33 protein-coding genes are annotated in these 24,264 nt (G+C 62.5%); 20 read left to right on the forward strand and 13 right to left on the reverse strand.

Annotated elements, in window-relative coordinates; all coding sequences use genetic code 11:
• Positions 1–120 precede the first annotated feature (120 nt).
• The 5 genes from APY03_RS03965 to APY03_RS03985 all read left to right on the forward strand — a co-directional run bounded on the left by APY03_RS03965 (position 121) and on the right by APY03_RS03985 (position 2,486).
• Positions 121–777, forward strand: coding sequence for a hypothetical protein (locus APY03_RS03965; protein WP_068674114.1), 657 nt, complete (start codon positions 121–123; stop codon positions 775–777).
• 11 nt (positions 778–788) lie between these two features.
• Positions 789–968: a hypothetical protein gene (locus APY03_RS43200; RefSeq protein WP_068674116.1), complete on the forward strand. Its 180-nt coding sequence runs from the start codon at positions 789–791 to the stop codon at positions 966–968.
• Positions 969–979: 11 nt separating this feature from the next.
• Entirely contained in the window at positions 980–1,207 is a 228-nt protein-coding gene (locus tag APY03_RS03975) for a hypothetical protein (protein ID WP_068674118.1), read from the forward strand.
• 46 nt (positions 1,208–1,253) lie between these two features.
• Positions 1,254–2,009, forward strand: coding sequence for a hypothetical protein (locus APY03_RS43205; RefSeq protein ID WP_232324146.1), 756 nt, complete (start codon positions 1,254–1,256; stop codon positions 2,007–2,009).
• Positions 2,010–2,147: 138 nt separating this feature from the next.
• Positions 2,148–2,486 carry a helix-turn-helix domain-containing protein gene (locus APY03_RS03985; protein WP_068674123.1) on the forward strand — a complete coding sequence of 113 codons (339 nt, stop codon included), beginning with the start codon at positions 2,148–2,150 and terminating at the stop codon, positions 2,484–2,486.
• Positions 2,487–2,605: 119 nt separating this feature from the next.
• Here APY03_RS03985 and APY03_RS03990 read toward each other — a convergent pair whose 3' ends face one another.
• Both APY03_RS03990 and APY03_RS03995 read right to left on the reverse strand, forming a co-directional pair.
• A complete protein-coding gene (locus tag APY03_RS03990) occupies positions 2,606–3,325 on the reverse strand; it encodes a hypothetical protein (RefSeq protein WP_068674125.1) in 720 nt (239 codons plus the stop codon).
• 94 nt (positions 3,326–3,419) lie between these two features.
• Positions 3,420–3,890 (reverse strand): hypothetical protein, encoded by a 471-nt coding sequence (locus APY03_RS03995; RefSeq protein ID WP_068674127.1) that lies wholly within the window; start codon positions 3,888–3,890, stop codon positions 3,420–3,422.
• 255 nt (positions 3,891–4,145) lie between these two features.
• Here APY03_RS03995 and APY03_RS04000 point away from each other — a divergent pair, with 255 nt between their 5' ends.
• The gene (locus tag APY03_RS04000; protein WP_068674129.1) at positions 4,146–4,895 is read left to right on the forward strand and encodes an SOS response-associated peptidase family protein; all 750 of its coding nucleotides are present in this window, start codon (positions 4,146–4,148) and stop codon (positions 4,893–4,895) included.
• Between the two features lie 17 nt (positions 4,896–4,912).
• On the opposite strand, the gene APY03_RS45580 is transcribed toward APY03_RS04000, so the two are convergent.
• The 4 genes from APY03_RS45580 to APY03_RS04020 all read right to left on the reverse strand — a co-directional run bounded on the left by APY03_RS45580 (position 4,913) and on the right by APY03_RS04020 (position 8,066).
• Positions 4,913–5,185: an AbrB/MazE/SpoVT family DNA-binding domain-containing protein gene (locus APY03_RS45580; RefSeq protein ID WP_068674131.1), complete on the reverse strand. Its 273-nt coding sequence runs from the start codon at positions 5,183–5,185 to the stop codon at positions 4,913–4,915.
• 333 nt (positions 5,186–5,518) lie between these two features.
• Entirely contained in the window at positions 5,519–6,205 is a 687-nt protein-coding gene (locus APY03_RS04010) for a glyoxalase superfamily protein (RefSeq protein WP_068674132.1), read from the reverse strand.
• Between the two features lie 228 nt (positions 6,206–6,433).
• Positions 6,434–7,201, reverse strand: coding sequence for a glycoside hydrolase family 75 protein (locus tag APY03_RS04015; protein WP_232324147.1), 768 nt, complete (start codon positions 7,199–7,201; stop codon positions 6,434–6,436).
• Positions 7,202–7,487: 286 nt separating this feature from the next.
• On the reverse strand, positions 7,488–8,066 hold the full coding sequence (locus tag APY03_RS04020) for a hypothetical protein (RefSeq protein ID WP_146039549.1): 579 nt from the start codon (positions 8,064–8,066) through the stop codon (positions 7,488–7,490).
• A gap of 421 nt (positions 8,067–8,487) precedes the next feature.
• On the opposite strand from APY03_RS04020, the gene APY03_RS04025 reads away from it, so the two are divergent.
• Positions 8,488–8,913 (forward strand): hypothetical protein, encoded by a 426-nt coding sequence (locus APY03_RS04025; protein WP_068674137.1) that lies wholly within the window; start codon positions 8,488–8,490, stop codon positions 8,911–8,913.
• An 879-nt stretch (positions 8,914–9,792) separates the two neighbouring features.
• Entirely contained in the window at positions 9,793–11,241 is a 1,449-nt protein-coding gene (locus APY03_RS04040) for a hypothetical protein (RefSeq protein ID WP_068674143.1), read from the forward strand.
• A 321-nt stretch (positions 11,242–11,562) separates the two neighbouring features.
• Here the strand turns inward: APY03_RS04040 and APY03_RS04045 are convergent, their stop codons facing one another.
• Complete coding sequence (locus APY03_RS04045; RefSeq protein ID WP_146039548.1) at positions 11,563–12,372, reverse strand: hypothetical protein; 810 nt, start codon at positions 12,370–12,372, stop codon at positions 11,563–11,565.
• Positions 12,373–12,541: 169 nt separating this feature from the next.
• Positions 12,542–12,994, reverse strand: a complete 453-nt coding sequence (locus APY03_RS04050; protein WP_068674147.1) for a hypothetical protein — start codon at positions 12,992–12,994, stop codon at positions 12,542–12,544.
• Between the two features lie 93 nt (positions 12,995–13,087).
• Here APY03_RS04050 and APY03_RS04055 point away from each other — a divergent pair, with 93 nt between their 5' ends.
• From APY03_RS04055 to APY03_RS04075, 5 genes are all read left to right on the forward strand, one after another.
• The gene (locus tag APY03_RS04055) at positions 13,088–13,732 is read left to right on the forward strand and encodes a hypothetical protein (RefSeq protein WP_068674149.1); all 645 of its coding nucleotides are present in this window, start codon (positions 13,088–13,090) and stop codon (positions 13,730–13,732) included.
• Between the two features lie 190 nt (positions 13,733–13,922).
• Positions 13,923–14,510: a hypothetical protein gene (locus APY03_RS04060; protein WP_146039547.1), complete on the forward strand. Its 588-nt coding sequence runs from the start codon at positions 13,923–13,925 to the stop codon at positions 14,508–14,510.
• 52 nt (positions 14,511–14,562) lie between these two features.
• Positions 14,563–15,057, forward strand: coding sequence for a hypothetical protein (locus tag APY03_RS04065; protein WP_068674153.1), 495 nt, complete (start codon positions 14,563–14,565; stop codon positions 15,055–15,057).
• A gap of 199 nt (positions 15,058–15,256) precedes the next feature.
• Positions 15,257–15,871, forward strand: coding sequence for a hypothetical protein (locus APY03_RS04070; RefSeq protein WP_068674155.1), 615 nt, complete (start codon positions 15,257–15,259; stop codon positions 15,869–15,871).
• Between the two features lie 205 nt (positions 15,872–16,076).
• Positions 16,077–16,949: a hypothetical protein gene (locus APY03_RS04075; protein ID WP_068674157.1), complete on the forward strand. Its 873-nt coding sequence runs from the start codon at positions 16,077–16,079 to the stop codon at positions 16,947–16,949.
• 98 nt (positions 16,950–17,047) lie between these two features.
• Here APY03_RS04075 and APY03_RS04080 read toward each other — a convergent pair whose 3' ends face one another.
• Complete coding sequence (locus tag APY03_RS04080; RefSeq protein ID WP_068674159.1) at positions 17,048–17,251, reverse strand: hypothetical protein; 204 nt, start codon at positions 17,249–17,251, stop codon at positions 17,048–17,050.
• 100 nt (positions 17,252–17,351) lie between these two features.
• Between APY03_RS04080 and APY03_RS04085 the strand changes: the two genes are divergently transcribed.
• On the forward strand, positions 17,352–17,723 hold the full coding sequence (locus tag APY03_RS04085) for a hypothetical protein (RefSeq protein WP_068674161.1): 372 nt from the start codon (positions 17,352–17,354) through the stop codon (positions 17,721–17,723).
• A gap of 282 nt (positions 17,724–18,005) precedes the next feature.
• Entirely contained in the window at positions 18,006–18,338 is a 333-nt protein-coding gene (locus APY03_RS04090) for a hypothetical protein (RefSeq protein ID WP_068674163.1), read from the forward strand.
• Between the two features lie 110 nt (positions 18,339–18,448).
• On the opposite strand, the gene APY03_RS04095 is transcribed toward APY03_RS04090, so the two are convergent.
• Together APY03_RS04095 and APY03_RS04100 are read right to left on the reverse strand one after the other, a co-directional pair.
• Positions 18,449–19,291: a hypothetical protein gene (locus tag APY03_RS04095; RefSeq protein WP_232324148.1), complete on the reverse strand. Its 843-nt coding sequence runs from the start codon at positions 19,289–19,291 to the stop codon at positions 18,449–18,451.
• Positions 19,292–19,580: 289 nt separating this feature from the next.
• Positions 19,581–20,303, reverse strand: coding sequence for an alpha/beta fold hydrolase (locus tag APY03_RS04100; RefSeq protein WP_068674167.1), 723 nt, complete (start codon positions 20,301–20,303; stop codon positions 19,581–19,583).
• 150 nt (positions 20,304–20,453) lie between these two features.
• Between APY03_RS04100 and APY03_RS04105 the strand changes: the two genes are divergently transcribed.
• Both APY03_RS04105 and APY03_RS04110 read left to right on the forward strand, forming a co-directional pair.
• The gene (locus APY03_RS04105; protein ID WP_068674170.1) at positions 20,454–20,666 is read left to right on the forward strand and encodes a hypothetical protein; all 213 of its coding nucleotides are present in this window, start codon (positions 20,454–20,456) and stop codon (positions 20,664–20,666) included.
• A gap of 162 nt (positions 20,667–20,828) precedes the next feature.
• Positions 20,829–21,212 carry a hypothetical protein gene (locus APY03_RS04110; protein ID WP_068674172.1) on the forward strand — a complete coding sequence of 128 codons (384 nt, stop codon included), beginning with the start codon at positions 20,829–20,831 and terminating at the stop codon, positions 21,210–21,212.
• Between the two features lie 239 nt (positions 21,213–21,451).
• Here APY03_RS04110 and APY03_RS04115 read toward each other — a convergent pair whose 3' ends face one another.
• On the reverse strand, positions 21,452–21,850 hold the full coding sequence (locus tag APY03_RS04115; protein WP_146039545.1) for a hypothetical protein: 399 nt from the start codon (positions 21,848–21,850) through the stop codon (positions 21,452–21,454).
• Between the two features lie 391 nt (positions 21,851–22,241).
• On the opposite strand from APY03_RS04115, the gene APY03_RS04120 reads away from it, so the two are divergent.
• Both APY03_RS04120 and APY03_RS04125 read left to right on the forward strand, forming a co-directional pair.
• Positions 22,242–22,793 carry a hypothetical protein gene (locus APY03_RS04120; protein WP_146039544.1) on the forward strand — a complete coding sequence of 184 codons (552 nt, stop codon included), beginning with the start codon at positions 22,242–22,244 and terminating at the stop codon, positions 22,791–22,793.
• Between the two features lie 75 nt (positions 22,794–22,868).
• Complete coding sequence (locus APY03_RS04125) at positions 22,869–23,174, forward strand: hypothetical protein (RefSeq protein ID WP_068674178.1); 306 nt, start codon at positions 22,869–22,871, stop codon at positions 23,172–23,174.
• A 79-nt stretch (positions 23,175–23,253) separates the two neighbouring features.
• Here APY03_RS04125 and APY03_RS04130 read toward each other — a convergent pair whose 3' ends face one another.
• Positions 23,254–23,643 carry a hypothetical protein gene (locus tag APY03_RS04130; RefSeq protein WP_068674180.1) on the reverse strand — a complete coding sequence of 130 codons (390 nt, stop codon included), beginning with the start codon at positions 23,641–23,643 and terminating at the stop codon, positions 23,254–23,256.
• Positions 23,644–23,859: 216 nt separating this feature from the next.
• On the opposite strand from APY03_RS04130, the gene APY03_RS04135 reads away from it, so the two are divergent.
• Positions 23,860–24,222: a hypothetical protein gene (locus APY03_RS04135; RefSeq protein WP_068674182.1), complete on the forward strand. Its 363-nt coding sequence runs from the start codon at positions 23,860–23,862 to the stop codon at positions 24,220–24,222.
• Positions 24,223–24,264: the final 42 nt, after the last annotated feature.

Below are 24,264 nucleotides of genomic sequence, written 5' to 3' on the forward strand. Positions count from 1 at the left end.
TTCTGAGGTACCTGGGCATGACCGGCTTGGCGGTGTTTAGAGGCCGGGGGCCGGAGGCGGCCCTGTGCGCCCGGGTCCTATACCGGAAAGAACCATTTCTTTCCACAGAGGACATCTGCCATGAGCACCATCACCATCAACGCTTCCCAGCGACTCTTCGTGTTGCCAAGCGGCCGCGGCTTCAGTTGCCTCGGGTTCGACGTCACGTTCAAGCGCTTGCGCCAGTTCGCCAGCCTGCTTGGCCTGGCCTCCCCGAACGAGGCCGACATCGGCACCCTCGCACAGTACCAGCTGTACGAGGCCGCTCAAAGCGCCTACATTGCCACCAAGCCAACCACAACCCTGTTCGACCCGGACACCCCGGTGAAGGTCCAGGCGGTGCTGGAGGCGTACCGGCAGCATGGCGGCCGCCTGCGGCTGTTCATGGGCGACGCGTTGACAGGACGAGACTGGCTCGAGGAGCACGACGTTATCGGAACGGTCGGCCGGTCCATGGGCCCCATCCGGGCGCCACTGCTGATTAGCCGGCGGAATTCCCACGGCGGAGGCGCCATCCTGACGGCATGCATCGTCCGCATCATCGACGTTGCAAGCAAGCAGGAGCTGTACCGGCACCCAGCCTATCGGGTTCCGAACTTGGTGCGCCACGCCTCGAAGGAGCCTGGCTACGCCGCATCGGTCAGCGTCGACGGTGAGCTGCAAGCCAGCTTCAAGTCCGACGCCAAGGCCGACAAGTGGATTGCCTTCATGCAAGGCCATCGCATGACGCCCAACTGAGGACGAGCGCCTTGTCTCACCGAGTACTGACGTCGCAACAGACCGAGCGGCTTCGCCAGCTCGACTTCGTCATCGAATGCACCGCGGGTGACCCCGAGGAGTTCGAACGCGCCGTTGCCAGCAAAACCGCCTACCTCGAGTCGCAAGGACTCGACCGGACGGACTTTATCAATTGCGGCCGTCAAGGCTAAAGGAATCAACGATGCCCCAAGGAAATCACCTTTTTTACATCCGCGACAACAACCCCGACGGCGAGAACCTGGACCTGCTGGTCGTCGCCCCGGACAAGGCGCAGGCCGTGGCGTTCTGGACGCAGCACTTCGAGCTGCCCGAGGGTTCTGCCCCCGAGTGGGTCGGTGCCGTACCGGGCGTCGCGCCCACAACCGCCGAGCCGGGCGCCATCGACTGGGAAGCCATCCGGATGGACTGACGGTCTGCCGTCATAGCCTCGGGCCTTCATTCCTCCAGCCCCTTCTGTGCGCGCACCGAAGGGGTTTTCTATAGCCGGGACGCATCGCCTATACGAAATAGGACAAACCCACCTTGCAAGGACAATGAGCTCTCGAATCTTCAATCCCGCGGCCGTTTTCGGTCACAGTTTCGCCCTCGTCAAGGTCGGAGGCACCACCGTCAATGGTAAGGATGCGCATCTGTACGCAACCACGGCCCAAAAAATCTCTGGAGTGCTGAGTGGCTCGTTCACTTGCCGTGATGACGACCTGCTGAATGCAGTCAAGGCGCTCCCCTGCGCAAACCTGATGGTGCAAGCCACCGTCGGCGACTACCTCTACTTCGAGAAGATGCCGTATGCACAACTTCTTGACGTCCTGGTCGCGATGGCTGCCTTCGGCGTTGTCGGCAAGGACTTGCTCGCAGAACAGGTTCAGGTTCACGCTCAAGGCGGCCACCCTGGGTACCAGCAGGCGACCACCGAATTCGAGGGCCGCGCTTTGACTTTCCTCGACGGCTTGCGCTCGGGCAGGCTCATCCCGTGCCTCGGCGCGAGCCTCACCAAGCCAGCCAAGGTGGTCAACGGCCCGACGCGCGGCGTGCTTCTTACTGGTGACAAGCGCCAGCTGCACGTCTACCCGGACCCCTTCGACGCCCGCTACGCGACCATCATGCAGCTGGGCACAGCCTGGCAATACAGCGAGCTCGCGGGCGTGCGCAATGCCGCCTTCGAGTATTTCGAGCCCCTGGGCCTGCGCCCGTGGCTGAGGTCTCCGACCTGATTTCCTGAAACCCGCCTGCAGCGCACGCTGTCGGCGGGTTCCTTTTAGGTGATGCGGGCGGATAAACGTGGTTGCTTCACAGAGGCATGTCTGGGGTCCGCCCGGCAAAAACCACCCGTCAACCTCACAGGAAATGCCATGGCAATCGTCAAGAAGCTCAAGTTCACCAAGCCGCAACTGAAGAAGTTCGCGCGGCTGTTCCGCAACGCCCGCATCCGCGCGCGAGTGACCCAACTGCAGGTCGCACAGGCCGCATTCGATTACAAAATTTCACATTGTAAAATCAGCCGCGTGGAGCGTGCAGCGATGCCCAACGTGGATGCGCATTGCCTCGAACGCATGGCCAATGTGCTGAGTGTGCCGCGCGCCGAGCTGATTGCCATCGACCCGCAGTTCCGCAAGCGCGCCAACGTGGTACGCGCCGCGACGCGCCAGGGTTTCTGGGATGTGCCGGCGAAGCTACTCCACCCGGTATGACCGTCACGCCGCCTGATGGCGGCCATCGGCCGAAAGGGCAGAATCAATTTCGCCCGAATCGCCGCTCCGTACCTTTCGGAGCGGCGATTTGTTTTACAAAGCCGTGAGCCATCGCTGCGCTATTGGCTAGCACCCAGCTTGGTGCCATCGGCAAAAACTACCTGCTCCGGTACGAAGCGGGTCGTGAATTTCCCCTCCTCCAGGTTCCAGACCGCCTTGTGTTCATCGAGGAACTGGTTGTAGTCGCGGCTGCCCTCCCATACGAGCGCCTGGCTGGGCGCAATGTTCTCGGCCACAGCGAAGGCGACGGAGCCAACACGCTTGCCGAAGATGTCAACAAACTCGAGCACGCCCTTCACGCCTCTGATTGGCTTGTCGCCGCCATTGCGAATGCCAATCTTGAAGACTTGCTCCTGGCTGTATCGGCGCTGCTCGTAGTTTGGTGCGAGCTCTTTCTTTTCGAGAAGCGTCACCGTGACAATCCTGTTGAGCGCAGCCGCAGCCTCTTCCTGTTCCTTGCGCAGCTTCTCCTTGAGCGCCTGCTCCTCAGCCGCCTTTACCGCCTGCTGAGCCGCAAAAGCCTTTTGCTGGTCGATGGCCTGGCCGACCGTGGTGCCGAGGGGCATCGTCTTGCCGCCGAATGCCTCGCCCATCTTGGCGCGCACCAGATAGGCCGCTAGGGCCGCGCGGTCATCGTCTGAAAGCTTCTGAATCTTTGGCAGCAGGTCCTTCTCCCAGGTCGCGGAATCCGCTGGGATGATGGCGTCCTTCGGCTGTGAACAGGCGGCAAGGAATGCCACCAGGGCGAGCGGAAGCAGGAAACGTGTTCTCAGGTGCATGGGACGCCGCCAGGGGGATTAGGGTCTTTGAGCTTAGGGGCGGGGCCTCGCTTTTGTCTGTGGCCAATTTCTCGGTTGCTCGCAATTCGTGCACTCACGGCCTCAAGAGATTCTTCAACGCCTCGAGCGTGCGCCCGCTGTCGGGAGCCATTGCCAGGGTTGAAAGCGCTTGCGCGATTGCCGGGCGGTCCCCATCGTTCACCTCGTGCAGCGCGACGGCCAGGCTCTCCACCAAGCCGGGCACGTCAAGGCCAGCAGGTCGCAATGCGGCGGCGGCATCGCCCGAAGATTGAGGGCCCTGTAGGGCAGGCGTGGCACCGACCGGGTCGCCCTCCGGCGCCAATCCCTCGGAAAGCTCTTTCAGGGCCTTCTCGATGGCCGGATGAAGGTGGCCAGGAAGTTCCGAGCGCCAAGCAAATCCCTCGGGCCAGGACTCGACCCAGTCGCGGAACCGCCTAGGGCCCTTCCGGTCAGGATGGGTTGGAGCGAACAGCTTGGCGCAGGGATGGTCGATGAGCTCGGGCCATATCAGGTGCCAATCGCTTTGCCGCAAGTCCCAGCGCATGACCGCACTCTCCGGCCAGTGCGGTTGAGTAGGGGCGTTATCCACCCAATAATGGACCTGGCGGCCTGGCCTCGCAGGGTCGTCGCGCCAGCGGCACTCGTACCGCTTCGCATGAGGGATTTCAGGGTGCTCCTCTACGGAGGGTCGGGCATTGGCGAGGGTCATGCCTCATCATGCCATCGCGGCTATGCGTCCCGACTTCCGGGGAAAGCCCTCGGCGACCTTGCCCGTGCCGCAATGCGGTAACTTACCGACATGTGCAACCGCTACACGCCGGCCACAGGCCGCCACCATGCTTTTGCGACCATGCTTGCAGTCTCCTCCGACCTGCTCGAGCCGGTCCGCGTGACCATCGGACCGCGAGGGCAAGGTCGATTCCTGCGCCCAGGCCCAGGTTCGGATGCTGTCGTCGAAGTGGAGGGGCAGTGGGGAATGATTCGCCCCGGCTCCGCTACCCGCTTCGAACTGGCAGAGGACGGTCGCCCCTCAATGACCAACAACGCCCGCAGTGAGACCATGGCGCGGCTCCCAACCTTCCGAGATGCATGGAAAAACGGGCAGCGCTGCCTCATCCCTGTTTGGGGGTACGACGAGCCAAACTGGGAGTCGGGGCAGAACCAGTGGTGGCAGGTCAGCAACCCCAAGGAGACCGAGCCCCTGGCGCTTGCCGGCCTGTGGTCAGAGTGGACGGACCCCGAGTCGGGAGAACTTGTTCCCAACTTCACGATGCCAACCGTCAACGTCGACGGGCACCCCCTGCTGGCACGCTTCCACCGACCTGACCCTAGGCGTCCCCTGGACAAGCAGGACAAGCGCGCGGTGGTCGCCCTGCCGAAGAGCGCGTGGAAGACCTGGCTGTTTGGCACCAACGAGGAGGCCCTGGCCGTGCTGCAAGTCCAGCCGGCCGAAGACTTGGCAGCGAGGGCGCTCCCGGCGCCGCCTCGGAAAACAAGTTCTAGGCAGAAGCAAGTCACGCCGCCGGCCGATACGGGGTCGCTGTTCTGAGGTACCCGGAGGATTGACTAGGCGCTGCGTGGCCGGATTGGGCGGGACCCTTCGACGGCTCCGAGGTTGAGCTCGAGTTGCGGCGACCGCGTAGGAGGTGTCATTGAAATCCTACTCGAGCGTCTCCTACCGAGCAAAGCAGCTCGTTTCGGCTCGACCTTGAGCTCGAACTTGCCGGGGGCCTCCTCGACGAACAGCAGCTCATCCCCCTGGCGCAGATGGAGAGCGTCGCGAATCGCGGTCGGAATGGTCACGCGGCCGCGAGTCTGAACTGTAACTGTGTGCTGCATTGGGCCTCCTCAGTCGCCGGAACAGATTGCCGTCACTGCACAGATGGGGTCAAACCTTTGTTTATCCACGATTCGGCCTTGCCTGCCGGGGTGGGGGTTACACCTTCAGATGCCGCGCCACCTGCCCACGTTCAGTGCTAGGACCGGCTGTTGGCGCGCTGAGGGCCGCTGTCGGCGACTGCGCGCTGCGCACGGGGAATTGGCACAGCAACTTTCCCGCAGCTGGGGCCTGTGTTGAGCGAGAAGGCTTCTTCATGCCTGGTTAGGGGTGCGAGACAGCCACGATTGCTGCCAGGGGCAAAGAAAAGAGCCCGCAGATGCGGGCTCTCGAAATCAGACGTCCAATCGAGCGACGATGGAGGAGACGACGCCGGCAAGGTCCATAACGTCGGACGAAGCGCGGCCGCGCAACTCTTCAATATCCCAGGTCCAGACCTCGGAGCTGTAGTTGAGCGGAACCTGAGTGGCCACGGTGTCTCCAAGCCGCGCGTCGACAACATTCAACAGCATTCCATGCCCGAACTTCAGACACCGACTCGGTGCTATGTTAGCGAGGTCCTCGGTCGGTTGTTCGTCGTCCTCGGCCTGGCGGAGCTCCAAGGTGACCTGGATGCGGTCCTCGACCGGACCAGGTTGCATGGGATTTTCGAGCACGGTGATTCCAACGCTGAAGTCATCAGAGTTGGTATCGGGTTGCGGCACCGAAATGCTGTATGAACTGTCACCTAGTGCGCGCTCGAGCATATCTCGGAGCTCCATCAAGGTGCTGCGGCACTGGGCCTCGACTTGCGCCCAGGCCCTCGTGTAGTCGCGAACGCGGGGAGTCTGGCGGCCGGCCGCCTTGCTCGTCGGCGCATTTTCTGTGCCCTTGAGACTGGCTGACATCGTCTGCCAGTCCTTGTGGCCCTCGACGATAGCGACCATGTCGAGCAGCTTGCGGTTGTCGAGCGTGACGCCTTCGTTCGTCAGAAACGAGGCGAGCTTGCGCGCCGCGTCCTTCGGTTGCGGTTTTCTAACCATGAGTTGTCCTTTTGTCTGCGCAAAGGCGCGCAGGATGTGGTGGGGTTGCTCTCGTTACCGACCGGCGCCTTCGCGAAAAGCAAAAGTGGGTCTGGACTGATGTCCTGCTAGCCGAGCTTGAGCCGTGCCCGTGAGGGTGAGAGCGGCAAGAGGGTCGGGGCCTCTAATTCAGTCTAGCACCGCGCCCTTGGCGCGCCCGCCTGGGCTGGCGCCCGGCGGGAACTCGCGCTAGTTCCGCGGCACGCGCTGGACGCAGAGTGCCAAGCGCTCGTCCCCGCCCCATGCTTGGTAGGCAGCCTTGGCCTTCTCGACCGTGGCGGCCTCGTTCTTGTGGTCATAGGCCACAGACGCGTCCTTGAAGTACACCCACAGCACGTCCCGGGTGTCGACCTGGCCGGCGTAACGTTCGCTGCGCTTGATGTCGTCCTTCAGGGGGAGTCCTGCTGCGAGCCGCGCCAGCGCGACGCTGGCCTCGCCGATTCGTGGGCCGGCGTCCCCGACGACAAAGGGCACGGCAATGCGCCGGTTCACGTTGTAGGCCACACCGAAGCTGCCCATCTTCACGCCCTCGGCGATAACGGTCTTTGGCACGACACCTGCAGGAACGCGCAGCGGGTTCACATATCGAGACTGTTCGGTCTTGTCCGCGATGGTTTCGTCCGCAAGCGCCGTCGGCGACACGTAGAAGCCTGAGCCGTCTTTCTGCTTGACCGGCACGACCGCGGACACGGCGTTCTTGCCGACCTTGACTGAGCCGGTTCCGAGGATGCCGAACCAGTTGATGGCACCGACAGACGGGGACTTCCAGCCGGCAGCGCCGATGCGCTCGAAGTCCTGCATGAACCGCCCGGTGCAGGTTTGATTGTCCTCAGAGGCGTTGTACGACGTGCCGTCTGGGAGGTAGGGCCGTCCGGCATTGCAGAGGTGAATAAGCGCACCCGCAGCGGCGTTCTTTGGATGGTAGGCCCTCGCGTACCCGTCGATGTTGATGTTCATTTTGGCAAAGGCTGCGATGCCGCCATCCGTCAGCACCCAGGAGCGCGGGACGTTGCCCAGGTCTGTTCGCTGCGACCCCTCGCAATCGGCGCCGAAAGCGGGCGATAGCCCCAAGGTGAGCGCTAGCGCCACCGCGCCGGCCGAGTTCATGAAAACGTCGTTCTCTGCCGTCATCTCCGCCTCCAGCCCTGTTAGAGGAGCGCATGCTACGACGACGGCGGCTGAAGTGGAACCCCAGGACGGCTGGCCCGGCAAACTTGGGCGGGCGTCACCGCGGCCGCCGGCGTCAGAACTTGTTCTTCTGTGCCGTCGCGACCTCGCAGCTGCCGGTGGCCAGAACGTTCCCCGGCTCCGTGCCGTGCATCGCCCGCAGCTCGAACTTGCCCGTCTTCCGGTTCACCACCACCCGGTAGGTAGAGGTCTGGGCACGAACGTCCTCCTCAGTCACCTGCGAGTTTCCTATCCAACGGTCATTCATCTGCACAACCCCCTCACGCTGTGAGAATCGCACGCCAACAGGGTAGTCTTCCCCGCTGCGCCGCTTGCCCTCGCAGTCAAGCTCGGTTAGTGCTGGGACGTCCGCGGTCCGCATCAAGCGCTTCGCAACCTGCTCTTCCTTCGCGGGCTCGCGGGCTACCTCGCAGCCGAAGGAGGCTTGAGCCTGATATGAGCTCGGGACCTTTCTGCCACCGAGACCTTTCGCGGCGAGGTCTGCCTGCGCTGCGCGCTCGTGGTCGGCAATCGATTCGTATGTCAGCTGCTGCGGCTTGAATTCCATCTCCGACCCCTCGACCTGCATCCACTCCCACTTGGGAGGTGCGTTGACGTCCGGTTCCTTGTTCATGCCTACAGCAACCAGGCTCATGCGCCGAGGCTGGTTGCAGTCAAAAAAGGTTGTGTAGCTCTGCGTATTCAGGCCGCTTGCACCCCTGCCGGTGTCTTGTGATATCGATTGAACACCGACGTAGCGCCCCCCTTGGAGACCACCCTCAAGCACACGCGCGAAGACTATTCGTCCCTCAAGCTGCATGAGTGGTCGGAACTGGCCGCCGCCACTCGACTGGGCCGACGCGCTGCCCGCCAGGGCAGCGAACCAGAGAGCAGTTGCCCGATATATTGTCCGCATTCCTCGATACTCCTTAAACGGTTTCCTTACGCCATTTTAGCAGGCAGGCTCGGCTCGCTCGCCATCGCTGCGCGCATTCCTGTCGGACCCGGACCTAAAACGAATGAGTAATTTTAGGCGCACTATGCTATAATCTATCTCGTCCATCGAGTACAACAGCATGACCGCCATCCCCCTTCCCCGTCGCGAAGCTCTCGCAGATGACACACAAATCGAGTTCGTCGATGCCTACGTGGCGTTCGACGACGCCGAGGGCACGATGGAGCTCACCCCGGAGGGACGTGCCTACTACGAGCGCTGGTTCAAGCGCTTCGGCTTTCGCCTTGACGACAGCGACGCCGAGGGCTTCGTGAAGACCGTCATGTTCATCAATCGCGAAAGCGGGCTCCTGCGCGCAGACCGCTTGCTGGCGCTTATCGCGAGCGGCGACCTCTCCCCCGAGGAGAAGGCCGTTTGGAGCCACTACATCGAGGGAGACTTCGAGTCGTTCGCGACGGGCCTGGCGAAGATTGCCAACAAAATAGAGGCCGTTCCGAGCAACGTTGTCGAGTTGTTCAGCGCCCGCCGCGTCGCCTCCCAACCCTAGAACAGTTGATGAACCAGCCGCCTGCTGACATGACGCCGGCCGAAATGGCACGCGCCACCCGGCACGCCAGGCAACGCGTGGACGACTTGCTTCGAGCGGCGCGGGACATCGAGCTCGATTCGCAGCAAGCCGAGCGACTTGCGCGGCAGGAGTGCCGGGCGTGCTTCTACCGAACTCGGCTTGCGGGGGCCGCTATGACGGTCCAAGCGTGCATGTGTTGCCAGATGGACCAGGTGTACGGCAGCCGCGCCACTTCGGTGCTCTGCATCCCCTGCGCCAAGGAAGGCGGCCTGTGCCGGCGTTGCGGGGGCGACGTCGCGATGAACACAGGGCGCGCCGATTGGCCCAGCCCGCGTACGGAGAAGGCTTCGGATGAGTCGGCCCAATAGGCTATCGGAGCGGAACACGAAAAAAGGCCCACCGCTTAGGGTGGGCCTTGGAATCAGTGAACTGATTTTGGGTTCCGGGAGGAGAGCTCTGCGAGGTACGACCGCGCAATGACATCCCCTTGGAGAGACTTGAGACGCAGAGCGCCGCAAGCTTCCACCGCCAGCTGTCGAGCCTTGCTTCGCAGCTTGCTCCTCAGAAGCGCCATGGCAGCGGTGTGCATGGTGACAAGGGACTGGGAAGGTGTCCCCCGGCCGTACACAACGTCCTCCAGCGCACGACTGTTGAGCGTCGGCAGGTAGATGTTGAGGCGCGCGAGCGCGCTTTGTGCGTGGTCTATATTCAAAGAAACTCTCCTAAACGTTTAAGAAAGCCCTCATGCCAGATGTGAATCTGGCACTGCGGGTCAGTGCCAGATAGCTAGTCCGACAATCCGTCTAGCAACCACTAACCACTTGCTAGCGCCTTGAAGGACACACAGGAAAATGAGCGATGACCATCGAGTACGTCTTTTTTGGTGAGCTCGAAGTCTCCGCGAAGGAGCTCACCAAGCCTGCGCCGGAAGCGCCGGCATCGGAGCACGCTGACTACCAGCGCGCGCTGGGGCTGTATGCGCTTCAGAGTGAACAGCGCAACCCGCAATGCGGCCGCTGTTCGAGTCGCGTCGTCCTTGCAAAGCGGGCGAACGGCGCGCCGTACTTCATGCACAACGGCCATGACGACAAACATCGCGGAACCAGTCAGGAGGAAGCGTGTGTCTGGTACACGGGGGGAGCGGCACGCGCAAAAGCAGAGCTGCCCCGGTGGAGTGCGGCAAACGGGGTGGATTCGTCCATGCTCCCAGGCCCGAGCCACGGCATTGAGCGAACCCGCAACTGGCTCCGCGCGGGGCTTCGCGCATTGGCCAAATCTGTTGCCAATTCGGAGGCCGACTTCGAGGCGCAGCAGGGCCGGGCGCGGCGGGGCGGCTTCAAGGGCCTGATGGGCATCCCCAAATCGGCTCTGGCCTCGGCCAGCGTAGCCCCTTACGGTCTTCCCGGCCTTCCAGTCACTGGCGCGCCGCGAGGGCTGCTTGCGGGGTTCCTGGGGCTGCCCGGTCGCACCGGCGCTCTGCCCGGCAGTGTGATGGCCGCGCTCGAGAAATGGACCCCGACCGCTGAGGGCGTTCTCCAGCAGCGGCGCTTGGTCACCCTGAAGGAGACCCTCTTGAACCCGCTCCTGCGAGAGGAGCTGGCTCTCTTTTTTCAGCTGTGCTGCGAGATGGCCTGCCGTGCGAAGGCAAGGGACCAGAAAATTGGTGCTCGGGCGCTCTCCTTGCGGGCGAAGCGTGAGCTCGAGCTCGCCCGTGGGCTGTCCAAACCTCCGGAGCTCGCTTTGGTCACAGCAACCTTTGGGACCAGCGAAGAGGCGCGCTCAGTCTTCGAGATGGCCAGGAACGTGCACCGCGACGACCGGCCGGCCTACGACGCTCTGGTGGCACCCGCTATCAGTGCCCTCTCCGTACTGCTGGAGACCTTCCCTTTCCTGGAGGCTCAGAAGGAGCGCATGGTGGAAACAATGGGGTCCGAGGCGGCGGACAAGGCGCGCTTCATCTACCTCATCGTGCGCCCTGAGGCTCCCAACGTCGCCAAGGTCGGGATGACCAAGGACCTGGTGGGCCTCGTCGAGCAGCTGTCCGGCAGGCAAGGTGCGCGGCGCGTGCAGCTCGTCGAGGCGGCGCTCTGCTACGACTGGACCCGTACGGAGACCGCGGTACGGAAAGCGCTTGAGCACAAGACAGGCGGCGTCATCTCCGTGGACCCCGAGCAGCCTGAAGCGCGCGAGTGGATTGAGTGGGAGAACCGCCCTCCTCTCCCCGTCCTCGCCAAGACATTCGCTGCCGTGGCAACCCGGGTGGCCGCGGAAATCGCCGTGAGCCAGAGGGCGCTGCCGGCGCACTGATGCACGTGAAGCTGAGGTCGTCGAGAGGTCCATCCTGAGCCGCCGTGGGACGGGGTACGCACTCGGAATGCTTCCGGACCTCGTCCATTCCTTGAGGGGCGTACGGGCGGCCTGCCCAGGCACTTCCTTTCTAGCGCGAGGCGGCTGCCAGGCCGACCGTACGCCCAAGAAAGGAAAGCGCCCGCAGGCGCAACCCTTCCCGGACTTCTGCGAGCGGCGCAAATGCCAAGCGCGAGCACCGCGACCGGACGAAAAAGCACCCCGCCAGCCGTAGCTAGTGGGGTGCGTTCAATCAGGTCGCGCGGTCAGCTGTGACAGCTATCAGCCGAACATCTTCGACATGCGGTCTGCAAAGACCACACGCGCAGCGACGACCTTGCCGAGTTGCGGCTCAGTGACGACCGACAGGGGGTAAGTGCCGTCGCCGTCGAACGTGCGCGTGACAAATCCGATGGCGCCAGGAACCTGGCCCATGGGGTAAGGGTTCTTGTGCTCCCAAGAATCCGCCAGGCACTCCGTCGCGTCGGTACAGCGGCTGTAAAAGGTGCCTTCCTCGTACGCGAACTCTTCGGGTGCCGTAGGGTAGCGGGCTCCGTCAAAGAATCCGACCTGTCCGCTGTCGACGCCGATGGCTGCGCACTGATGAAAGAGCGCTTTGTCGGCAGCCTGCGCCTCGAAGTCTTCGTGCATCACGGTGATTTCAGCGCAGCAGAAGCCGTTGAAGCCGTCTCGAAACACGACGCGCGCCTTCCAGGCTCCATCCACGGCACCAAGGGAGGTGCCGTCAGACGCTTTCTTGTAGCAGGGGTCGCTCACATGCATCCGTGTGTCGGAGAGCATGAAGCCCCCAACATCGCGCACGAACTCGTCTTGGAGGGGAATGGAGCGGGGGCGGTCGTACTCGACGCCTGCGACCTCGAACACCAGCTTGTCCGGCTCGCCTTCCTTTGCCTCGACCTTCGCGAAGTAGTCGAAAGTATGCTGAACGCCACGCAGGAAGTGGCGCCAGCTGGTGAACGGAATCTCGAACGTCGTCGCCTCGGTCTCCGAAATCAGGAGCCAGGGGTCTTCCAGCACCATGACCGGGTAGCCGCCGTTCAAGGCGTTGTGCAATGGCGAGAACTTCGCCACGGGAGGAATCGTCAGGTGTACCTGCGCTTCGTTGAACTCAATCTTGATTTTCACGGGCTATCCTTGTTAAATTTCCTGCATCCTGTAGGTACAGCAAGGTTCCTTGCCCCCAGCGCGCTAAAAGGAAAAGTCCCTGAACTGCGAAGCTCAGGGACCGGGGAAGATGGTTTCAGTAGGCGCGGCGGCGACCGCGCTGTGCGTGCTGCCGGTACCAGGGCTTGTTCTCGGCTTCGGGGGCGTAGAGTTCCAGGCGCGGCACTTCGATGGCTTTGATGGCCTCTGCCAATTGGCGTTGAACCAGAAAGGCGTCGTCGACCACAAGGGTGCGGCAGCGCGTGCGCGGGGCGCCGGCAAGGACGGAGATGTGCGCCCCGTCTACGGAGCTGGCCTCGAGTGCCCGTCGAATCCGCTCGACGTGCGTTGAGTCGTGAAGGTCGCCGACGACCAAAACACGGATTTCACCGCGCTCCTGCGACGCGAGGGCCTGCGTAGCGTGTTCGACGATTTGGGTGTCCAGCGGTGCTGCCTGGTCCTTCAGGTGCAGGAAGCACCGGGAGGCGACGGAGGCGGCCGCGCTGGCATTGTCCAGCTCAACGACGATGGGGGCGTCCCGATTGGTCATGCGATTTCCTAAGGTGTCCAAACCAATGTGTAGCGACGGGCGCCCGGGCGTTCTTCATAATGCGGACCTTTGTTCTGAGCCCCGCCCCCTCTGATGAGCGCCGCCGATTTCCTGCTGTCCCCTGGAGTTCAGAAGCTCCTGACCGTCCTTTACGCCCATCCGGGCCAACAGTTCTCCCCTCTTGAACTCGCCAAGACCTGCAAGCTCGACACCGACGAGCTGGAGGGCACGCTCGGCCACTTGCTTAGCAGCGGCGTGCTGACGAAGTGCAAGCCAGCGGAGGGCCAGGCCGAGCAAGTCACGGCCAACGTCTCGTTCGTGTTTTACCAAGAGCTGCGCACCATCGCGCTGAAGTCATTCGCTGCAGCCGAGCCCCTTCGTGCGATGCTGCGCTCGAAGTTCAAAGAGTCGGTTCTTCGTGCTTTCATCCTGGGTGAGGCCGGCGCGGCCGGCACCCTCGAGCTCTTGATTGTTCACGGCAAAGTCGCACCCGACCAGGCCGCGCTGGCCGCGGCCTTGCAGAAAGTCGTGAAGGCCATCTCGCGCCAGTTGCAGGTTCACGTACTGTCGCACGGCGAATTCCGCGGCCTGGGACCGCGGGACGCGCTCACGCGCAAGCTTGCCAGCAAATCCTCGTTCGAAATCGTCGCTCTTGGAGACACCAAGGCCGAAGTGCCGACCGAGCGGGTGAGCCTCCTCCGGAGGGCAACGAAGCGGCTCGCGTCACTCGCCGCGTAGCATCGCCCCGCATGCCGCCAGATTCAAGCCGCGTATCCCTTTCGGTCCCGCTCACAACCCTAGCCTCTACACAATGCGCTCTTCGATAGCTCTTCCACACGCTCTCGTATCCGTCGTGTCCCAGTACGTAGCACAGGAGGAGCCGAGGCTACCTGTCACTTACACGTGGCAGTTTCGAGACGACACGCTGTTGAAGCACCTGGGTCTTCGGGTCGCCGGAAGCAACGCGTATACGCGGAATCTTGACCTGAAAAGCCAGCTGACCCGTGAATGGAAGGCCAACCCGGGACAGCATGACGCCATCGGCGACTACTACGTGCGGGTGTGGGGCGGCATCAAGCGAAACCTTCCAGGCACCGTTCCCGCGTACGTCCAGACCATCGCAAAGGGGAAGGTGCCGGACTTCAAGGGCATCGCATCGTGGTCCAAGGTTGCAGCCGCCGCCGACCCCGAAGCGGCCGCCATATTCGACGCGCGGGTGGCGGTCTCGCTGAACGCTCTCCAGGTGCTCGCCGGCCCGGCAAGAGGTTTGGCGTTCCCGGTTCTTGCCAGCCAAAACGGCGTCATCAAGCGGACCGGCCCTCAGCTCAAGGAGCACGGGTTGGCAGGCGGGTGGAGCCCGCTTGCGGAAAGCCAAGTGTTCCCGACCTATCTTGCCCTGCTGCAACATGCGGCTGCGGGGCTTAAGGGGCCGCTTGCTCTCGCGCGGGCCGAGATGGTGCTGTTTGCGATGGCTGAGGACCTCGCCACACGGGCGGAAGCGCAGCTTGGCCCTTGAAGGGTCGTGCGGGGGCGAAGCTATACGGGGCAGGAAACACCAAAAGGAAACCATGGCTGCAAGCATCACCGTCACATTCCCGCCCGAAGCGCGTATCGATGCCATCGGGGCGGCATTCGCGATATCGGCAGGCTCGCCTTTTCACCTCAGCGAAGCTGCGGGCGCGCGCTACCCCCGCGTGCCGAGCCTTCGCGTCAGCGTCCGTCCGGACTGCGTCGGGATGGCACACGTGGAGCTGCGTACTGGCACCGGCGACATCCTCGCGGCGTCGTACCACTTCGAGTTCGGCAAGAAGGGGGAACGCGGCATGCTGCTTCCGTTCGACGCACGTTGGCTTGCGCTGGCGCTGGCGGTTGTCGCTCAGCTCGGTGGGAGCGTCGCCGTGGACACCGCGGCCGGCGTATCCAAGGAAGTTCTGAGCGTCCCGACTCGCTGGCCCGAAGACCCAGAGGACGAAGGATTTGCCCAACTTCAGGAGCTGGTGCTTGCGATACCGCACATCTCAGCTGACGACATCGACCGGGCGGAGCCGCTTCTCCATCAATAGGCCTCCTCCCGTCACTTCACGAGCCCGTCCTTGCGACGGGCTTTTTCTTGCCTGGGTACCGCCAGCCGAAAGGGTAAAAGGGCGGACGGTACCGAGGGAGAAATGCACAAATCTATAGGCAGGGTCGGCACTTGTACCAGCCAGGCCAACCTCATTAGCAATAAATGCTTACAATGCCTCGGCACATTCAATGAGCCCAATGTCCTCTTCAACATACAGCCAACCTTTAACGAGCTCGGACCAGAGCAAGATTTTCATCTTCGGTCTGCTGCTGGTGCCTAGCTTGTTTTTTGTCGGCATCATCCCGGTTCTCTTCCTCGCCTTCGGAGTCTGGATGCTAAAAAAGAACGCGGACTTCTCTCACATGGAGACTGCGGTTCGAAATTTCCGGGGCTACTGGTTTATCGTGTTCGCCGGCTGCGCGCTGTTCGCGGCGGGAAATGTGCTCAGGGTATGGGAAGGCAATCTGGACAAATGGGACCGCAGCTACGCCGTTGAATCGGCCTTTGCCTGGGGGGTCGCCGCGTCTATAGCGTTCGGCTACTTCACCCTCGTAAAGGTGCTCTTCCTGAATCCGATGCGAGGCCATGAGAGGTGGATTGAGGCCAACGGCATCTTCACTTCGAAGTCGAAGGCCGCCGTGCCAGCTGCCAAGCAGGCCGACGTGAATATCGTTCATGGGGGAGGGCTGTCGCCGTCCTACTCTGTCGCCGACGAGCTCATCAAGTGGAGCAAGCTAAAGGACGATGGCCACGTCACCCTCGACCAGTACAACGCCGCCAAAGACAAGCTCCTCGCCAGTCCGAACAGGTAGCCAAGTAACCAAATGGCCTTGGGCCGGGCCTACGGCGAGCTCTGTACCGCCGCGTGGGCCCCTGCGGCGGCGGCACGGCCTCAGCCAACTTCGCTAAAGGCCCTTACCCACCATCTTGCGCCGGTCTGCGTGGGGGAAAAATCCGCAAGCGTGGCGGCGTGACGTCTCTAGACGCCTCAGGACACTAACCTGAACGAAAGAGAACATGCCGCTGTATCGCGCCACCTTCGAACGAACAAACTGGGGCTTTCGGCCCCCACTGAAGCAGTCCTCCGACGTGCTGCTGCAAACGGACATCCCCTACGATGATGACAACTTGGCCGCCTTCGAGGAGGCACTCTGGGTGGCCATGCGGGAGCAGAACCCTCACTGGTGCAACCCGGCGGGGCCGAAAGGTGCCGCAATGGGCTGGTCCAGCGTTATGGGCTCCGGCAAGGTCGAGCGGGTCGACGAGGATGCGCACATGGCGGTTGTCTGGCACATCCCTCAGAGCGCATGGCTCAAGGCGGATGGCGAGACCGCGACGGTGGACGTCGACGAGGCCGGCCGCTTCTCATCTGCGCAAATCCTCGAGCTGCAGGCAAAGTACCCGGGCGAGCGCTATTCGATGGTCATGCCCAAGCTGCTGGCAGAAGTCTATCGCGGCCCGGCGCCGAAGGATGGTTGCGGAGGCTGGGAGCTCCAGGTCCGCTTCGATGAGTTAGTCGTCTGGGGATGCGGTCCTCGCCGCCCGGATGGACGCGGGGCCTTCGAGACGGTGACGCTGGCCAAAACCGGCGGGGGTTTGCTCTCCATGGAGTTCAAGCTGCCGGAAGCCACCGAATACCGTCCGGACCCTCAGGTGTACGAGCGCAAGAGCTCATGGGCTTGGCGCTTCATCCATGGAGGTGTGGGCTTCGGTGAACCCTGGAATCTCGCCGAGGGCCCTGAAGAGGCGGTCACCGCCGCACGGGAGATTGGCGTCAAGGAGATGCGCCGTGACGGTCACCACTATTGTTGGATGTTCCTGGCCTCAAAGCACGCCGTGAACCTCAAGGACACTCGCTCGGGCCCTGCGCCCACCTGTATCTTCGACTGAAGTTATTCCCTGCGCCAGCCCTCACCGGCTGGCGCCTTTTTTCGTCCCCACGGACGTGAAAAAGACCTCCGGAGAGGTCTTGGAATGAGGCAAGCAGGCTATGTCGGCAGCAGATTCTGCGGGTTGGCTGCATAGCGTTTGCGAATCTCAGCCATCGTGAGATGGGAGAAGTCGGGGTATTCGAAGCCTGGGAACAGCACGGCGAGCGCTGCCTGCAGCATGCCGTCGTCGTCGTAGATGTCGGACAGGCGTTCCGAATTGGCAAAGCGGGCCAGGTAGGCTTCCGCGCGCAGGATATTCATTTGAAGTCTCTCCAGTGTGGTCCTGCTTCCGTGTAGCCAATGCCTAGGGCCCCGACGTGCGCCAGCTATACGAAAGCAGGAAATACAAAAGGAGCTCTTCATGACCCCAACGGAATATCGCAACGAACGTCGCCGGCTTTCGGCCTCCCTCAACCGCCTGCTGCGCGCCCACCTCATCGAGACCGGGTTCCGGGAAGGCCCCATCGGCCGCAGCAAGCCGGTGAAGGCCTGGGTTCCGCGCGGCAAAGGCTCGCCTGGCTTGGCGAGCTTCCAGACATTCGTCCTCCGCGGCGGCTTTGTCGTCAAGGAGTTCATGGGCTTCGTGCAGGGCGGCGTGATTGTCGACTGCGCCAACGGAGGCCTTTCAACGCTCGACTTCGGCGACATGCCCCTGGAAGACCTGTTCAGGCTCAACGTCTGGGCGGAGCGCCAGTTCGCACCAGCACCCGGACACGTCAGAAAGCGCGCATAGCCGGCGTCTGCCATCATTCAGCGAGACCCCTCGGGTCTCGCTTTTCCTTGGTGGCAATCAACCTATAACGCAACCTCTCCGGTTGCTCTATAGACCCACAGAGAGCGGTTGTGTTATAATGGAAAACCCGTAGGCAACGGCGCCGTCAGGTGCATTGTAGCTACCACGGAGACGCACTGTTTCGATTATAGGGCTACTAAATCCCCGGGTAAGTACCTATAAGATTTGCAGACCTATACAAACGGACCTTTCCTAAAACCTATCCACCTACCGGAATCCCTCATGAAGAAGTCTCTCCTCGCCCTCGCCGCTATCGCCGCCTTCGGTCTTTCGCTGGGCGTCCACGCCGAAACCTACGACGGCGTGCATGTGTCCGCCTCGAGCAAGAACCGCGCTGAAGTGAACATCGAAGCCGTCGTTGAAGCCAAGTCCATCGACCTGGCTGCCGAGCCCGGCCGCGGCGTGCTGACCGTCGCATCGGTTGCCAGCAAGGAAGCCGTGCGCGCCCAGGCCGTGGCCGCCGCTCACGCTCCGGACCAGAATGTGAAGCCCAGCTCGCGTGTGAACAGTAAGGTCGTCTCGACCTTCAACCATACGAACATCGCGTCGAAGTAATCGGCAGCGGCATAGCTCGCACCGCAGCCAGGGGCCGACCCGCGCACTTGCGCCGGTCGGCCCCTTCTGCATCTGATTTTCTTAGAGGCCAACCCAGCACCCTGCATTAGCTAACGAAGGGTGATGCCGGCCTCGTGCTTCATGTACTCCACTTTGAAGACGTTCCGAGACTCCTTTCCACTGGGCCAAGTAGCGTGATAGCGGTATGTGCCTATCAATAGCGCGGAAGGCTGGACGAGGATACTCCAGCCTGCACATTTGTCAGGGTTCCAAGGGTCGGCGTTCCGCGCCCTGCAGACCTGCCAATCAAAGTCACTGATGAGGCGAATGCTTGCGCCCGGCGGGTCCGAGGTAACCTGGTAATCTGAACCCCCCGCAGCTAGGCAGCCGTAATGAAATGCATAGATAGGAAGCTCGCGTTGCTCTCCGGGAGGAAGCGAATTTAGATGCCCCGCCCAGCGCAAAGCAAAAGTCCTCTCGAGCGCCAGCCATTGCCTCCGCGCAAATCGGCGGTCGTCACTCGTATACAGTATTGTCAGGCCCGCATCGGTATGCAACGTTGGTTGCTGCTGCAGGCGGCGCTCGATGTTCTCGAGCACTAATGCCTCCAGGGCGGTTAGCACAGGCTCGAAGACATTCTCAGGAAACCTGGCACTGCGGACCACTTCGCGCCGCTCTGCGATGTCCAAGATGCTAACTTCGGTCCAGGTCCAAACGCCCGGATGGATTACGGAGAAGCAGTAGGGCTGTTGGTCCTTCAGCGCGCACTTCGCATAGCTTTCGACGGACAAGTACTCTTCGTCATCCCCGACCGCCGCTATCGTGGTCGCTCTAAGCGCTTGGTTGGGTCCGGGCAAAGGTTGACCCGCGTACTCGCACACGGACTGTGAATGAAAGCTGCGAATGGGCCCCTGCGGCATAGCCGTGCGCTCGATAACACGGTAGAGCTTCACCGTGTCATCAGCCTCGGAACGGCCACCAACGTCTGCGAGAGACGGGAGGGGCAGAAGTGCCAAAACGAGCGTGCACGCCAGTGGCCCTCTGCTTCGGCATGAATCCATGGCACACCTCCGTCGATTGCGACGCGTGTAACGAGTAATTTTGAGCCGAGAACTCGGCGGTTGCAAGGCAGTAGCTCCCCGTTCAGCGCCGCGACACGTACTCCGCCGATTGTCCGCATACAAAAAATTGGCCCACCGTTTCCGGGGGCCAATCAAATGAGGACAAGCTTGAGAGTAAGGCCTAAACCGTAGCGGCCGCAGCCTTTTCAGCCATGGGCAGGGGCAGCACCTCGAGCACCTCGCGCCAGAGCTGCGACCATTGCGGCCAGGCATGGCCCCCTGGTGTCGTGAACACACGGCCTTCCGGCAGCGCGTCCGCGAGCACCCGATGGTTGCTTGCAAAGCGGTCGTCCAAGCCGTAGCCGAGATACACCGGAGGCAGGCCGCTGGAAGCGTCTGCTTGGGTGTACCGCTTGAGCAATGGCCACAGCTTGCGGTCGACTTCCTGGTCAGGTGGAGGCCCTTCGGGCACTTGCCAGCTCCGCAGGCCACCGGCGGCTTGGATTGCCGCGGCGATAGGGCGCCGGCCGAGGTACGGGGCAATCGTGACGATGCCGTCGACCGCGCCCGGGTAGGCCAGTTCATGAATCAGCGCGCCAAAGCCTCCGATGGAGACACCGACGAGCCAGATGGACTTGTAGCCTGCCTCGCGCTGCGGCCGGATGACGTCCAGATGCAGCCTCTCGACGAAGCTCTGGTCGTAGTAGAACGCGACGTTGGCGTCCACCAGGAGGGCATCGACCGCGAGGTTCCGCTCCTTGACAGCAGCGATGATGCCTTGGCGTTCGAACTCCTCCGGCGGGAGGAACGCGCCCGGCAGGAAGACGAGAAGCGTGTCGGAAAGCGTGGTCGCACCTTTGGCAAGCGCTGTGTGCGCGAACCTGCACTGGAGGGTGTGGGTCATGGGAGTCCTTGGATGCGCCTGCGGGTGCTGGCGCCTGAGGTTGAACAAGAGGTCTTCTTCCTGTAGCGAGTGCCCCCGCTCGGCTCCGGTGGCGCTCGACCTCGCCTCCCAGGAACGCTAAGATTTCGCACCACGACCAGGAGATATGGCATGACGCTGGACGAATACTCGGAAGCCGCGAAGAAAATCTATGCGGAGCAGCAGGACATCGCCCAAGCGATGTCGCAGCTCGCGCTTTCGGCCAAGGCGATGCCGCCCAACCCTGAGTTTTTGGAGCTGATGACGCGGCAATGGGGGCTTGTGCAGCAAATAGCCTCCCTGAATACACAGCTGGCCATGGGCGTGATGGCCCCCAAAAAGTAGCGGGTCGCTGACCGCCGGTTACCGGCGCAACAGTCGTTCGGGGCGCGTCCGTGCTCTACGGTCCAGCTTGGCGGCAGCTCCGGTGACCGTCATGCGCGAAAATGCGGACATGAAACTTCTGGCGCTTCCAACATGCTGCCGCGGCGGCGATAGGCCCGTGTGATGAGCCGGGCGTCCGACAAGCCTTCTACGACATGGGCACCCAGCACCGCCACGGTTGGCGGCAAACCCACCTGGACCCTGGCACGCGACAGTGCGCAGAACCTCCCGCTGATGCTGCAATGTTGCGAAGCTGAACTGCGCAACATGGCAGACCATGGCGTGGTCGCCGCCCCGTTCTACTTCGAGCGGGTGGCGATTCTCTTGCGCAAAGCCAAGCGCTACAAAGAAGAGGTCGAGATGTGCGAGCGGTACGCAGGCGCGATTGAGCAGTACTACCAAGAAACTTCTTCTTTGGAGCAAGCTGACGTCCGGCAGAGTCCCTGGTACCGCGAATTGCCGGCGCGCTTGGCCAAGGCGCGCGCGTTACTTTCGACCAGCGGCTAGCGGCCGCTCCCTACTCGCGGGCTCGGGCCCGCCCCACCAATCACCGCACATGTGCTGGCCGAACGGATAAGAAAAGACCGCCTCGGGACGGTCTTTTCGCCCTGGGCGCAGCGCCAACTGAACAGCGCGCTCGAAGGGAAGTTTTTCTTCTCGTATAGGCACCGAGGAGACGGCTGCTGCTAGCCAGGGCCTAGGGGTCGCGAAGCCGGCGGCTCCCGCCATCTCTTGGCGCGGTCGCGTCAGCCCGCGAAGTTGAGCTTGAGCGTCGGTCCGCGGGGCACCTGCAGACGGCGCGCCGGCGGAACCAGGCTGAACGCTGCGCCGCTGGGCATGTTCAGCAGCCCCTGCGCATCCAGCTCCAGGAGCGGCGCTTCCAGTTCGGGGTACGGGTACACGACCTGACCAGTCTTCAGCAGCCGCAGCGTCGCCAACGCGGCCGCACTCAGGCGCCCGAGCTCAGGGTTGTACAGCGTGGGGTTCTGCCTGCGCGCCTCGCGCCAGGCGACCACCTCCGACCACTCCCGCTCGCGCCGGGCAAATCCCTCAGCATCAAAGCGCCAGCCTCCGAGCTCGATACCAACCAGCTCTCCCTCCGATGCCGCCACCGGCTGGGCGAGCTCCTTCAACAGTAGAGGCATGGTGGGACGGAGTTCGGGCTGCCCCTTTGGGCCCTGAGGTGCTCCGCTCCACACCAGGACCTCATCCCCCTGCTCAGGCCGGAGAAACCAGCGCCATGGGGATTCATGCAGCGCCAAATGCAGCGTTGCGCCTTTTCGGAAGGCGTCGAGCAGGGCGAAATCGTGTGCCGTCCGGAACCCCTCCCAGGGGTCTCGGCGCTGATAGGAGCAATCAATGTCGACAAGGTATGGCATGGTCCCCTCGGAAAGTCGGAGCAATGCCACGTGTAGTTCTGGCGAGAAAACCACACAGCTCCGCCGAGGCTGCGACCAAGCGGACCCCTGGTTACGCTGGACGCAACCTTTTATACGGCCGTTGCTACACGGGGGTTTCAGCCTCCGAAAGACAACCGTGTCCCCCGCCCTATCCGAAGAAGCTCAAAGCCGAATCTCCCGGGAACTCGAGGCGCTCGTGCGCCGCTACCATGCGGCCGGCATCGCGCCAGCTGCCCTTAAAGCGGAGCTGCGCAGCCAGGTGGAAGCCTTGAACGAGCGGGCGCCCGATACCAGCCCTGAAGGGCTCGAAAAACTACTTCGTGAGGCCCGACGACTGCACGATGCCGGAGATGAGGCGGCTCATCGAGACGCCGCAGCGGCCTGGCTCGAGGCCGCGCATCAGGCCCGCGTCGGTTGCGTGCTGCGCTTCGACTGCTTCCTTGTTCCCAAGCAGATGCTTCTGGACGCCTTTCGCATCATGTGGCGCCCGGGCTCGGATTTGTCGGCAGCGCAGCTGTGCTTCGCCGGTCCGACGGATGGCCACGTCTCGCGCCGTGACGTCAAGGAATTCTTCCTGGAGCTCGATGACCGGTTCCAGGTCGTGAAGCCTGGCTACAAGCTGCAGGTGCTGTTCCCGGAGCGGTTCGACCAGGCCGGGCGGCCCATCCCTCTCCAGAAGGCGCGTTAAGCAGCGTGGCCGGTCCGGTTGCTACAGAAGGCAGGCCGCTGCTCCGCGCAGCACTCGCTTAACGAAGGAAACACCATGCCTGATACCAACCCCTGCCGCGGCGCCGGCGCCCCACTCGACCTCGAAGCTCTCGAGAACCTAGCCAACGCTGCCACCAAAGGGCCCTGGAAGGTCCGCAGCTCCCCGGGACTTCTGAGCTTTGTCTCGGCACCGCGCGAGAACCCGCGTCACGGCTACGACATCGAGGTGCTCGGTGAGGACGAGACGCAGTACTCGACCCGGGATGCCGACGTCGCTTACATCGCCGCTGCACAGCCGCAGGTCGTGCTCGAGCTCATCCGTCAGCTGCGCGACGCGCGCCGCCTGCACGACATGCTCTAGCCCTTAGCCCGAGCTGATTCTCGCCCCTAAAGAACCTGTTCTTTGGGGGCTTCTCTTTGCGCTGGCTGCCGGGACTGCGCTATTGGCATGGAAACGTTTGTTCAAGACCGCGGAGTAGCTCAAACTCGGCGTGCAATTTCGTCATATCCGTCGATTTGCCGATTGCGCGATTCTCCGCTGTAACCTTTGCCAAGCGCGCGTCGAGAATTTGCGTGAAATTCTGTGCGTTCATCGATAGCGTCTCTGGCTGGCAGTACAGCGGTCGCACCTTGTTGTAGGTGTTTGTCTCGTTTGCCCAGCCAAAGCCGGTTCCAACACCAGATATGTAGAGCAGCATCGCTGGCTTGTCTCGAGCCGATTGCATCGCCGCCTGGTACTCGCTAGCCAAGACCTCTGCGGTTGCGGATATCGAAAGCGCTGCACCGAGCACGGCGACGGCCACGGCCCGATAGGCCATCATTCTTTTCATACGTCCAAAGTCCTTGTAAGCAGGGCGGCGCTTGGAAAAATGTCCAGATGCTCTTGTATCACGCAAAAACCAGTGATTCCCGATGCCTGTGCGCGCCGCGCACAACAGGTGACTTTCTCGCGTGGAGTCGAACAGCTAGGCACTAGCGTCGGTCACCTGGTCCGGACGCGGTGACTACAAGATTTACCCAAAGGACAACCACCAAAGGAAACCGCCATGCGGACTGTTCAGCAACTCATCGACGCCGGCTTCACGCTCTCTCCCGCAGAGGACGCCATCGGCTGTTCGGAGCTGTTTTCGCCGAAGCCGTTCTTCTACTACAACCCGAAAGCTTTGGAGAGCATCAACGACATCTACTCGGGCCTCGAGACTGCCAAGCCGACCGAGTTCGGTCACCGCTTAGTGCTCGCAGGCAGGTACAGCCCTTCGGACGTGTTCCCGTTTAACGTTCTCGACGAGGAACGCCGCGAGTTGTTGGATGAGGCCTACCAGCGCTACTGGACCCACACGAACGATGCCGCCCGAGCAAAGGACGACTTCTCCGATGTCCTGCGAACGGACGAACCTTATAAGTTTTGACCATTCCCGAAAAGCGCCAGCTCATCTGGCGCTTTTTTCTTG

This window comes from Variovorax sp. WDL1 (assembly GCF_001541225.1).
GTDB lineage: Bacteria > Pseudomonadota > Gammaproteobacteria > Burkholderiales > Burkholderiaceae_C > Variovorax.

Coding starts and splice junctions, on each gene's coding strand:
- APY03_RS04090 (WP_068674163.1), top strand. CDS start 18,006: ATGAAGAAGTCTCTCCTCGCCCTCGCCGCTATCGCCGCCTTCGGTCTT.
- APY03_RS04070 (WP_068674155.1), top strand. CDS start 15,257: ATGTCCTCTTCAACATACAGCCAACCTTTAACGAGCTCGGACCAGAGC.
- APY03_RS04020 (WP_146039549.1), bottom strand. CDS start 8,066: ATGAGCCTGGTTGCTGTAGGCATGAACAAGGAACCGGACGTCAACGCA.
- APY03_RS03985 (WP_068674123.1), top strand. CDS start 2,148: ATGGCAATCGTCAAGAAGCTCAAGTTCACCAAGCCGCAACTGAAGAAG.
- APY03_RS04135 (WP_068674182.1), top strand. CDS start 23,860: ATGCGGACTGTTCAGCAACTCATCGACGCCGGCTTCACGCTCTCTCCC.
- APY03_RS04075 (WP_068674157.1), top strand. CDS start 16,077: ATGCCGCTGTATCGCGCCACCTTCGAACGAACAAACTGGGGCTTTCGG.
- APY03_RS04080 (WP_068674159.1), bottom strand. CDS start 17,251: ATGAATATCCTGCGCGCGGAAGCCTACCTGGCCCGCTTTGCCAATTCG.
- APY03_RS04025 (WP_068674137.1), top strand. CDS start 8,488: ATGACCGCCATCCCCCTTCCCCGTCGCGAAGCTCTCGCAGATGACACA.
- APY03_RS04130 (WP_068674180.1), bottom strand. CDS start 23,643: ATGAAAAGAATGATGGCCTATCGGGCCGTGGCCGTCGCCGTGCTCGGT.
- APY03_RS04010 (WP_068674132.1), bottom strand. CDS start 6,205: ATGGTTAGAAAACCGCAACCGAAGGACGCGGCGCGCAAGCTCGCCTCG.
- APY03_RS03975 (WP_068674118.1), top strand. CDS start 980: ATGCCCCAAGGAAATCACCTTTTTTACATCCGCGACAACAACCCCGAC.
- APY03_RS04125 (WP_068674178.1), top strand. CDS start 22,869: ATGCCTGATACCAACCCCTGCCGCGGCGCCGGCGCCCCACTCGACCTC.
- APY03_RS04115 (WP_146039545.1), bottom strand. CDS start 21,850: ATGCCTCTACTGTTGAAGGAGCTCGCCCAGCCGGTGGCGGCATCGGAG.
- APY03_RS04105 (WP_068674170.1), top strand. CDS start 20,454: ATGACGCTGGACGAATACTCGGAAGCCGCGAAGAAAATCTATGCGGAG.
- APY03_RS04015 (WP_232324147.1), bottom strand. CDS start 7,201: ATGAACATCAACATCGACGGGTACGCGAGGGCCTACCATCCAAAGAAC.
- APY03_RS03995 (WP_068674127.1), bottom strand. CDS start 3,890: ATGCGCTGGGACTTGCGGCAAAGCGATTGGCACCTGATATGGCCCGAG.
- APY03_RS45580 (WP_068674131.1), bottom strand. CDS start 5,185: ATGCAGCACACAGTTACAGTTCAGACTCGCGGCCGCGTGACCATTCCG.
- APY03_RS03990 (WP_068674125.1), bottom strand. CDS start 3,325: ATGCACCTGAGAACACGTTTCCTGCTTCCGCTCGCCCTGGTGGCATTC.
- APY03_RS04110 (WP_068674172.1), top strand. CDS start 20,829: ATGAGCCGGGCGTCCGACAAGCCTTCTACGACATGGGCACCCAGCACC.
- APY03_RS04040 (WP_068674143.1), top strand. CDS start 9,793: ATGACCATCGAGTACGTCTTTTTTGGTGAGCTCGAAGTCTCCGCGAAG.
- APY03_RS04050 (WP_068674147.1), bottom strand. CDS start 12,994: ATGACCAATCGGGACGCCCCCATCGTCGTTGAGCTGGACAATGCCAGC.
- APY03_RS04000 (WP_068674129.1), top strand. CDS start 4,146: ATGTGCAACCGCTACACGCCGGCCACAGGCCGCCACCATGCTTTTGCG.
- APY03_RS04085 (WP_068674161.1), top strand. CDS start 17,352: ATGACCCCAACGGAATATCGCAACGAACGTCGCCGGCTTTCGGCCTCC.
- APY03_RS04100 (WP_068674167.1), bottom strand. CDS start 20,303: ATGACCCACACCCTCCAGTGCAGGTTCGCGCACACAGCGCTTGCCAAA.
- APY03_RS04065 (WP_068674153.1), top strand. CDS start 14,563: ATGGCTGCAAGCATCACCGTCACATTCCCGCCCGAAGCGCGTATCGAT.
- APY03_RS03965 (WP_068674114.1), top strand. CDS start 121: ATGAGCACCATCACCATCAACGCTTCCCAGCGACTCTTCGTGTTGCCA.
- APY03_RS04055 (WP_068674149.1), top strand. CDS start 13,088: ATGAGCGCCGCCGATTTCCTGCTGTCCCCTGGAGTTCAGAAGCTCCTG.